General features: G+C 61.2%; 7 protein-coding genes and 1 pseudogene. 5 read left to right on the top strand and 3 right to left on the bottom strand.

Annotated elements, in window-relative coordinates; all coding sequences use genetic code 11:
* Positions 1-610 (bottom strand): annotated as a pseudogene (locus FY112_RS37435) (MFS transporter); the annotation flags it as partial.
* A gap of 256 nt (positions 611-866) precedes the next feature.
* The gene (locus FY112_RS05830; RefSeq protein ID WP_017961591.1) at positions 867-1,814 is read right to left on the bottom strand and encodes a dihydrodipicolinate synthase family protein; all 948 of its coding nucleotides are present in this window, start codon (positions 1,812-1,814) and stop codon (positions 867-869) included.
* 163 nt (positions 1,815-1,977) lie between these two features.
* Here FY112_RS05830 and FY112_RS05825 point away from each other — a divergent pair, with 163 nt between their 5' ends.
* From FY112_RS05825 to FY112_RS05815, 3 genes are all read left to right on the top strand, one after another.
* A complete protein-coding gene (locus FY112_RS05825; protein ID WP_017961592.1) occupies positions 1,978-3,006 on the top strand; it encodes a LacI family DNA-binding transcriptional regulator in 1,029 nt (342 codons plus the stop codon).
* 167 nt (positions 3,007-3,173) lie between these two features.
* Positions 3,174-4,289 carry a DNA alkylation repair protein gene (locus tag FY112_RS05820; protein WP_151517946.1) on the top strand — a complete coding sequence of 372 codons (1,116 nt, stop codon included), beginning with the start codon at positions 3,174-3,176 and terminating at the stop codon, positions 4,287-4,289.
* Between the two features lie 246 nt (positions 4,290-4,535).
* Positions 4,536-6,269, top strand: a complete 1,734-nt coding sequence (locus tag FY112_RS05815) for a DEAD/DEAH box helicase (protein WP_017961594.1) — start codon at positions 4,536-4,538, stop codon at positions 6,267-6,269.
* Positions 6,270-6,323: 54 nt separating this feature from the next.
* Here the strand turns inward: FY112_RS05815 and FY112_RS05810 are convergent, their stop codons facing one another.
* On the bottom strand, positions 6,324-7,223 hold the full coding sequence (locus FY112_RS05810) for a DMT family transporter (protein ID WP_131719268.1): 900 nt from the start codon (positions 7,221-7,223) through the stop codon (positions 6,324-6,326).
* Positions 7,224-7,687: 464 nt separating this feature from the next.
* Between FY112_RS05810 and FY112_RS05805 the strand changes: the two genes are divergently transcribed.
* Entirely contained in the window at positions 7,688-9,097 is a 1,410-nt protein-coding gene (locus FY112_RS05805; RefSeq protein ID WP_017961596.1) for a circularly permuted type 2 ATP-grasp protein, read from the top strand.
* Positions 9,097-9,918: alpha-E domain-containing protein (locus tag FY112_RS05800; RefSeq protein ID WP_151517945.1), on the top strand; the 822-nt coding region annotated here is incomplete at its 3' end. The genes FY112_RS05805 and FY112_RS05800, both read left to right, overlap by 1 nt.

Raw genomic sequence — 9,918 nt, 5'->3', positions numbered from 1 at the left:
CATAGCGGCCGTTGGCAGCTAGCCAACGCGGTGATTCCTTTAGGAACCAGCGCAGAGGAACCATGATGATTGCGGGAACGAGACCGACGACGAACATCGCCTTCCAGCCGTAAACCGGTACCATGAAGTAGCCGATCAGCCCGGCGCCGACGAGGCCCAGCAGGAACATGACCTCATAGAGGAGGAAGAACTTGCCGCGCCCCTTTGATCCGATCAACTCATTGATATAGGCGCTGGCGACCGGAACCTCGCCGCCGGTGCCGATCCCCTGGACGAAACGGAAGGCCATCATCATGCCGGCCCCGGCAGCAAACAGGCATGCGACATCCATGCTGACGAAGAGCAGGATGGTGAATAGGAGAACTTTCAGCCGGCCGATCTTCTCGGCGAGCCAGCCAAACAGGATCGCACCGATCAACTGTCCCAGATAGCCCATCGACAGGATCATGCCGGTCTGTGAGGGCGTCAGGCCCCACTCGCGAACAAGGACGGGCATGGCATAAGCGATGGCGATGACCGTGTAGCCGTCGAAGAACGTTGCGGCGCCGACAATATTGCGCGCCCAGAATACCTCGCGGGTGATGGGAAGGCGCTCCAGACGAGCGCTGATTTCGGCCTGATGATCAGCGGCATTCGCCGTCTCAGCCGGCATAGGCTGCATGACATTCATTGGTTCCTCCTTCTCGCCCCGTGGCCTACCACTCTCCCGGCCAGGGGCGCTCCTGCTTGATGATTGCTACTGCGCGTCAGTTCGTCCTGTCGGAGCAATGGCCTTCAAAGACGTTCAAGTCTGCCTCGGCGGTTTCCATGGTTTCCTCCTCCTTTCGAAATGCGCCCCCGCGACCTGCGCAGGGGCGTCAAAGAGGTCACTCGGCAGCCAGCATCTGGCCAACGCGGCCAATACCGGCGGCGTCGAAGGCAGCAAAGATCTCTGCTTCGGCCTTTTCGCCAAGGTTCTTCAGCGGCTCGCGGATCGTAGCGTGGTCAAGGATACCGCGGTGCACGAGGCCGAGTTTCAGGGCCACGGTGCCTTCCATATGAGAGCCGCGATGATAGACGGCACGCGTCACCGGAAGAAGGCGCTCGAAGATCTTGCGCGCTTCCGGATAGTCCTGCGCCTTGCCAGCTTTGATCAGGTCGATCAGCAGCTCGGGCGCGATATTGCCATAACCGACGAGCAGACCGTCGACATCGAACATGGTTGGCAGCAGCCATTCATCATGGCAGCTCAGAACCTGCAGCTTTGGATTGGCTTTCTTCAGCTCCGGAATTTCGACATACCAGCGCTTCATATTGCGCACGCCGTTCTTGGTGGCGACGACGCCTTCCTGTGTGGCAATCGCAAGCTGCGTATCGAGATCGTATGATGCCTTGGTGGCGTCGGGATATTGGAACAGGATGCACTGGAGGCCAGACTCCTGCCAGATTGCCTTGTAGCGATCCTGAGGCGCTCCCTTCTGAAAGCCGAAACGCAGCCAGCCGTGGTTCGGATAGACGAGTGCGCCGGTGGCACCGGCAGCCTTGCATTTCCTGGCCTCTTCAGCAGCGACCTTCGTGCCTTCACCGGTAATCCCGGCAATGATCGGAACGGCACCGTCGACCGCTTCAACATAGGTGCGGATGAGAGCGAGGCGCTCCTCTTCCGTGAGGAAAGTGCCCTCGCCGGCATGGCCGAGGATGACGAGGCTTTTGACGCCTTCCATCGAGACCAGCCATTTGGCGAGCTTGGCGTTGGCTTTGTGATCAACTTCACCGTCGCGGGTGAAAGCGGTAACGGGGGCCGGGCTCAGCCCGCGCATATCCATCGGCTGCATATTGGTCTCCTCCTTCGTGCAATCGCGGTTTGCTCGCGACCGCTATAGGATCGTTTACGGGAACGTTCCCACTATCGTTCTCGAATTCTCTGGAGTCAATATCTTTTTTGGTGCATTCTGAGAATGGCGGCGGCCGATTGCCGACTCGAATGGAAAAGGCTCAATGAATTCAAAGACGGATGAAGTTCCGGGACAGACCCGCGTCACTATTCACGGCGTCGCTGCCGCAGCCGGTGTCTCCAAGTCTACCGTGTCCCGCATTCTCGACGAAAGGCTTCCCCGCTCCGACAGCGAGACCGCGCGTCGCGTGCGCAAGGTTGCCGAAGAGCTGGGATACGTTCGGGACGTTTCCGCAGCGAGCCTTAGGCGCGGCAACACAATGACAATCGGGGTGATCGTGCCCAGGTTGACGGATACGGTCATGGCCATGCTTTACGAAGCACTGGCCAAGGCCTGCAGCCGTAGTGGCCGCTTCGCGATTGTCGCAACGACCGACGACAAGCCAAAGGCAGACCGGCTTGCGGCCGAGTCTCTGCTGAAGCGCGGTGTCGATGGTCTGATTCTTTCGACAGCGCGGGAAGACGATGACTTTCCGGACGAGCTGGCAAAACGCGGTATTCCCTATGTCCTGGCGCTCCGGACGGATGGCCACAGCCTCTCGTCGGTCGGCGACGACAGGCTCGGCGGGTACCTCGCGGCCCGCCACCTCCTCGATCTCGGCCATCGCAGAATTGGCGTTATTGCCGGTCCATCCTATGCCTCCAGTTCGCGGGGCCGAGTGGAGGGTTTCCGCCACGCCCTGGAAGAAGCTGGATTGAAGGCAGACCCCTCATACATCATTCCCTCGACATTCGGCATCGAGTCCGGTGCGGTAGCCGTCGAAACCCTGATGCATCTTAGTCCGCGCCCAACCGCTGTTTTCGCCGTCAACGACAATACTGCCATCGGCGCCTTGTCGGGACTGACGAAACTTGGCCTTTCCGTGCCGCAGGACATCTCGATCGTAGGCTATAACGACATTCCGATTGTCAGCCACCTCCCCACGCCGCTGACGACGTTGCGGGTGCCGTTCGAGCAAATTGCATCAAACGCCCTTGATCTTCTTGCCGGTGACAACAGTCCTGGCGACGAGCGTATTCGGATCTCGGCCCCAACCCTCATTCCAAGGAAATCGACGGCACCGATACGCTAAAGCTCGCGCCACGCGCACACCCCCACTATCTGCACACGATTGCTCGAGTGGGTGCGATCACTCTATTCTCCGATTGCAAATCGCCAGATGTTTCGCAGACCATGCTGCCCTCATGCGGCCGAGCATGCGGCCGGCATGCGGCGGTCGCATAAAGAGGAAGGACCAGCATGCCGGAACCGCTCAAGAACTTGCTGCATGAAACATTGGTCGCCGATATGGCCGATCGCATTGCCGCCAACGCGCCGATCTTCGACAGAAACCGCTTCGTGATGTTGGCGACCGACGGCCTCGGAGCGCTGGAGCTCATGGAGCGCTCCGCCCTGATCCGCGACGCGCTGTTTGCCACGCTTCCCGGTGATTTCCGGGAGGCCGCAGCTATTCTCAAGGCCAGCCTGCCCGCCGCCGGCAGGCCGGGGCTCTCCGGCTGGATGCTGCTGCCGGTCAATCAGTTCATCGCCGCACGCGGCCTTGATCATTTCGATCTCGGCCTCGATCTCCTGAAGGCGCTGACGCCGCATTTCACCGCCGAATTCGGCATCCGCCCCTTTATCCACCGCGACCAGCAGCGCGCGCTGGCGATCATTTCCGGCTGGGTCGACGATCCCGACCAGCATGTGCGCCGGCTGGCGAGCGAGGGAACCCGGCCGCGCCTGCCCTGGGCGATGCGCCTGCCGCAGCTCGTCAAGGATCCGGCGCCAATCCTGCCCATCTTGATCGCGCTGATGGATGATCCGGAGGATTATGTGCGCCGCTCCGTGGCCAACAGCCTGAACGACGTCGCCAAGGACCATCCGGATCTGGTCGCCGCCTTCATCGCCAGTCATATCGAAGGCGCTTCGCCCGAACGCCGGTGGCTGCTGAAACATGCCTCGCGCACGCTGCTGAAGAACGGCCACGCACAGGCGCTCGCCAATTTCGGCTTCGCCGCCAGCGATTCGCTCGAGTGCGAACTGCGGCTCGTAAACGCCGAGGTGATGTTCGGCGAAGGGCTGGATTTCGAAATCCGCGTGACGAATGCAGGCGAGCGAGCGCAGTCGCTGATGATCGACTACGCCGTTCACCATGTGAAGAGCGACGGTTCGCTCTCACCCAAGGTCTTCAAGTGCAAGGCGATAATGCTCGCTCCGGGGCAAAGCCATACAATTGAGCGTCGCCACGCCATGCGGCCGATCACGACGCGGCGCTATTATCCAGGCGAACATCGCATCGCCATCCTCGTCAACGGCGCAGAAACCGCATCGCAAAGCTTCGTCCTCGTCATGCCCTCACCTGACCAAGGCTGAGGCTTTCTTGTGCACCGCACTTGACTTTCCACGCGAACTAGCCCAAATGCGGGTCAGCTTTCACCCTTCCGGCCGCCGCGTGAGCGTGCCCCTGCTGAAAAATACAGATGCAGGAAGAAGGGACAAAAGCGCATTTCGATAGAGCGCCGCACTCCCATGAGCGGCCAGAAGCGCTGGAAAGCTTTTTCCAACTCACAAGTTCCCACTTCACGCGGGGTTCTTGACGCCAGAATGAAACCGGATCGCATGGTGCGTTCCGGCGATAGTCATTGTGGCGCCCCGAAAGGTTATACCTTGACTAATTTTGAATCGCTTGGTGTCTCCAAGCCGATCGTCGCTACTTTGTTCCAGCTCGGCATCGAAACGCCGACGCCGATCCAGGAACATGCCATTCCTCTCCTCCTTGAAGGCCGCGACCTGATCGGCCTTGCCCAGACCGGCACTGGCAAGACGGCTGCTTTCGGCCTGCCGCTGATCGAAAAGCTGCTTGCCGACGAACGGCGCCCCGACAACCGCACGACGCGCACGCTGATCCTTGCGCCGACCCGCGAACTGGTGAACCAGATCGCCGAGAGCCTGAAGAAGTTCATCCGCAAGTCGTCGCTGCGCATCAATGTCGTCGTCGGCGGCGTCTCGATCAACAAGCAGCAGCTTCAGCTTGAAAAGGGCACCGACATTCTCGTCGCCACGCCCGGCCGCCTGCTCGACCTCATCAATCGCCGCGCGATCACGCTGACTGCGGTTCGCTATCTCGTGCTCGACGAAGCCGATCAGATGCTCGACCTCGGCTTCGTGCATGATCTTCGCAAGATCGCCAAGATGGTGCCGAAAAAGCGCCAGACCATGCTCTTCTCGGCCACCATGCCGAAGGCGATTGCCGATCTCGCCGGCGAATATCTCGTCGATCCCGTCAAGGTCGAAGTCACGCCTCCAGGTAAGGCTGCCGACAAGGTCGAGCAGTACGTTCATTTCGTCGCCGGCAAGAACGACAAGACGGAGCTGCTCCGCAAGTCGCTGACCGAAAACCCCGATGGCCGCGCCATGGTCTTCCTGCGCACCAAGCACGGTGCCGAGAAGCTGATGAAGCATCTCGAAAACATCGGCTATTCCGTCGCCTCGATCCACGGCAACAAGAGCCAGGGTCAGCGCGAGCGGGCGCTGAAGGCCTTCCGCGACGGCAGCATCAAGACGCTGATCGCCACCGACGTCGCCGCCCGCGGCATCGACATTCCGGCCGTCAGCCACGTCTACAACTACGACCTGCCTGAAGTGCCTGACGCCTATGTCCATCGCATCGGCCGTACGGCGCGTGCCGGTCGCGACGGTATCGCCATCGCCTTCTGCGCCCCTGACGAAGCCAAACTGCTGCGTGATATCGAACGCCTGATGGGCATCGACATCACTGTCGCAAGCGGCGAAGCGCCGGCAAACGTCAGCGGCGGACCCCGTCGCGCCAACGGCAACGGCAACAACCGCAATCGCAATGGCGGCCAGGGTCGCGAAGGCCAGGGTCGTGGCGAAGGCCGTGGCGACCAGAACCGCTCCGAGCATCGCGGCAGCCGTCAGGAACGCCGCCCGCGCCGCGAAGGTGAAGGCAGCGAAGTCCGCGCCAGCGGCGAGGAGCGTCGTCCGCGTCCGGAGCGCCCGACCAGCCGCAACGAGGACTTCCGCGGTCAGCGCCGCGGTGAAGCGACCCCGGATCTCGGCCCCGACAACGATCTGGCCTCGACCTCCGATTTCCGCGCCTCTGCAAAGCCGCAGCGTCCGGCCCATCACGGCGCCCATGCCAACGGTGAGCCGAGCGGTCATCACCGCGGCAACAGCCGCCATGCCCACGGCCGCCCGGCCCGCAAGCATGGCGAGGACCGCGGCCCGCAGCAGGCCCAGGCCGGCGAACCGCGCCGCGACGGCAACAGTGGCAACCGTCGCGGTGGCTCCGGCTCCCGCAGCGGTGGCGGCCAGCGCCGCGAACGCGCCTGATCGCCGAACGATTGAAAAGCAGAAAGGCCGGGGATATCTCCGGCCTTTTTATTATCACGCCTCCGCAGGCCTTTGCTCGCTGAACGCCTTGCGGTTCGTGAGATAGACGCCTGTCACGACGACCACGGTGCCGACGATCAGCGGCAGGGTCAGCGGTTCCCCGAAGGCGATGAAGGCTTCGAGAGCAACCGCCGGCGGCATCAGGTACATCAGCGAGGCGGCGCGTGACACCTGACCCCGGCGGATCAGATAGAGCAGCAGTCCGACGCCGCCCATCGACAGGCCGAAGACCGACCAGGCCAGCGCGCCATAGGCCTGCGCAGCGCCGTCGAAATGCTGATGCTCGAAGATCAGCGAAAGCGGCAGGGTGAGGATCAGCGCGCCGATATATTGCAAAGTCGCGATGGTTCTGAGGTCGCCGGATTGCAGGTGTTTCTTCTGATAGAGCGTGCCGTAGGTGACGGACGCCATGGCGACGAGGTTGATCGCCAGCGGCAGGGCGGCATGCGTGAGGTCGGCGGTCGCCGGATCGAGCAGCTTCGGCGAAATGGCGATGGCAATGCCGATGAAGCCGAGGGCAAGGCCGAGTTTCTGAGCCTGCTGCAGCCGCTCGCCGATGAGGAAGGGAGCGGCGATCGCCGTCAACAGCGGCTGCAGCGCCGCGATGATGCCCGATATGCCGGCCGGCACGCCATTGGCGATCGCCCACCAGAGACCGGCGAGATAGAAACCATGCAGGAAGAAGCCGGAATAGACGGCGCGCAGCGCCGTCCCCCGGCTCGGCCATTGCGCCTGCACCACAAGGCAGAGCGCCAAGAAGGCCGCCGCCGACAGCGCGTAGCGTATCGAAAGAAAGGTGAAGGGTTCGGAATGCAGCGAGGCGTATTTCGCCACCACCCAGCCCGTGGACCAGAGCAGGACGAAGACGGCGGGGGCTAGGCGATCGAGGGACATGGAGCGGCTCGGGAGAGAAGAGGTTGCCGTGCTGATAGCCCCACCCAGCCGTCGCCGTCAAAGGCGAAGCGTTGATGCTTATCTGAAATTTCGCTGATGGCAGTGGTCACCAGTGGCGGTCGCCAGCTGTTACCCGCGCATGACCATATTCGACCGCCTACAACGCCGCGCGTCTCTTCGAGAGGCGCAAAGGACGTTGTAGCACTTTGATTGCTGCATAATTTCACCCTTAAAGCGGAGTCGATTTAAGTGTGAAATTATGCAGTAGGCCGAACGAAAAGCGGTCACATGCTCAGATTTTGCGCAGACACCTTGGATGAATATCCGCCATGCCGCAGCGCATCACTTTAAATGCCCAGATTTTCACCCGTTTCCCGCAGCGCAAAATCTTTTCCCGAACTGCGCATGGTTCTTGCATTGCCATTTGCGTTGTATTCAAATGAAGAAAAAGGGGAGCCGCGCTTTTGGCATTTGATGAAATGATTACCGGGGACGAAAGCCCTCGCCCGCCTTACGACAAATACTTCGAGTGGTACAACAGCCAAGACCGGGCGCATCTGATTGCCAAATCCCGCGATGCGGAAAACATCTTCCGGAAGACCGGCATCACCTTCGCAGTCTACGGCCATGCCGACAGTTCCGAAAAACTCATCCCCTTCGACATCATTCCCCGCATCATCTCCGCACGCGAATGGCGCAAGCTCGCCCAAGGCATCGAGCAGCGGGTGATCGCGCTTAACGCCTTTCTCGACGATATCTACCATAAGCAGGAGATCATCCGCGCCGGCCGCGTTCCGCGTGAACTGATCGAGAACAACGTCACCTTCATCCCCGAAATGATCGGCTTCCGGCCGCCCGGCGGCGTCTATACCCACATCGTCGGCACCGACATCGTGCGCACCGGCGAAGACCAGTTTTACGTGCTGGAGGATAATGCCCGCACACCCTCCGGCGTCAGCTACATGCTGGAAAACCGGGAAACCATGATGCAGATGTTCCCTGAGCTCTTTCACGAGAACAAGGTGCAGCGTGTCGAGGATTATCCCTATCTGCTGCGTCAAAGCCTCGCCTCGCTGGCGCCTCCCGGCTGCAAGGGCAAACCGCGTGTCGCCGTGCTGACGCCGGGCATCTACAATTCCGCCTATTACGAGCATTCGTTCCTCGCCGACATGATGGGCGTCGAGCTGGTCGAGGGCGCGGATCTGCGCGTCATCGACGGCAAGGTGAAGATGAGGACGACACGCGGTTACGAAGCGATCGACGTGCTCTACCGCCGCGTCGACGACGACTTCCTCGATCCCCTGACCTTCCGGTCCGATTCCGCGCTCGGCATTCCCGGCATCATGGATGTTTACCGCTCCGGCAACATCACCATCGCCAATGCGCCGGGCACCGGCATTTGCGACGACAAGGCGATCTATTCCTATATGCCCGAGATCGTCGAATTCTATACCGGCCGCAAGGCGCTGCTCGAAAACGTGCCGACCTGGCGCTGCTCGGAAGCTGACAGCCTGAAATATGTGCTGGAACACCTGGAAGACCTCGTCGTCAAGGAGGTGCACGGCTCCGGCGGCTACGGCATGCTGGTCGGCCCGACGGCATCGAAGAAGGAGCGCGCCGATTTCGCTGAGAAGCTGAAAGCCAAGCCGAACAATTACATCGCCCAGCCAACGCTGTCGCTCTCCACCGTGCCGATCCTCGTCAACAAGGGCATCGCGCCGCGCCATGTCGACCTTCGCCCCTATGTGCTTGTATCCGACAAGGTACAGATCATTCCGGGCGGGCTCACCCGCGTGGCGCTGAAGCAGGGCTCGCTGGTGGTCAATTCCAGCCAGGGCGGCGGCACCAAAGACACTTGGGTATTGGAGGACTGATGCTCGGAAGAACAGCAAACGGCCTCTACTGGATGTTTCGTTACATCGAGCGCGCCGAAAATATAGCCCGCCTGATCGATGCCGGGTTGCGCATGTCGCTGACCCGCAGCAGCACTGGCGATGACAATTGGGATGGCGTGCTGCAAAGTGCGGGCGTGCGCGAGGCTTATGACGAAGGCCACAACAAGCTGACCAACGCCGACGCGATCGATTATCTCCTGCGCGATCGCACCAATCCGTCGAGCGTCATGTCTTGCATCGATTCCGGCCGCAACAATGCCCGCATGGTGCGCACGGCGCTGACGCGGGAGACCTGGGAAGCGACCAACGAATGCTGGATCGACCTGAAGTCGCTGCTCGAAAAGCGCGTCAAGGCGGCCGAAATGCCAGAGGTGATCGACGTCATCAAGCGCCGCGCCGGCCTCATCCGCGGCGCCTTCCACGGCTCGACGCTGCGTAACGAGCTCTATAATTTTGCCCGCATCGGCACCTTCATCGAGCGGGCCGACAATACCAGCCGCATCCTCGACGTGAAATATTACGTGCTGCTGCCCTCGGTTTCATCAGTTGGTTCTTCTCTCGACAATGTGCAGTGGGAATCGATCCTGCGCTCGGTCTCGGCGCATCGCGCCTATAGCTGGGCCTATGACGGCGAATACCGGGCGATGAACATCGCCGACTTCCTGACCCTCAATGTCCAGATGCCGCGCTCGCTTGCCTATTGCTACGAGAAGATCGTCAGCAATCTCGGCTATCTCGCCCAGGATTACGAGGCGCGGCTCCCTGCCCACGATACCGCGGATTCAATCCGCACCACGCTG

This window comes from Rhizobium sp. PEPV16 (assembly GCF_008919455.1).
Taxonomy (GTDB): Bacteria; Pseudomonadota; Alphaproteobacteria; order Rhizobiales; family Rhizobiaceae; genus Rhizobium; species Rhizobium leguminosarum_Q.
This window is presented reverse-complemented; position numbering and strand designations above follow the sequence as displayed.

Bases quoted from the DNA above. Each gene is read 5' to 3' on its own strand.
- FY112_RS05830 (WP_017961591.1), bottom strand. From the start codon at position 1,814: ATGCAGCCGATGGATATGCGCGGGCTGAGCCCGGCCCCCGTTACCGCT.
- FY112_RS05825 (WP_017961592.1), top strand. From the start codon at position 1,978: ATGAATTCAAAGACGGATGAAGTTCCGGGACAGACCCGCGTCACTATT.
- FY112_RS05820 (WP_151517946.1), top strand. From the start codon at position 3,174: ATGCCGGAACCGCTCAAGAACTTGCTGCATGAAACATTGGTCGCCGAT.
- FY112_RS05815 (WP_017961594.1), top strand. From the start codon at position 4,536: ATGGTGCGTTCCGGCGATAGTCATTGTGGCGCCCCGAAAGGTTATACC.
- FY112_RS05810 (WP_131719268.1), bottom strand. From the start codon at position 7,223: ATGTCCCTCGATCGCCTAGCCCCCGCCGTCTTCGTCCTGCTCTGGTCC.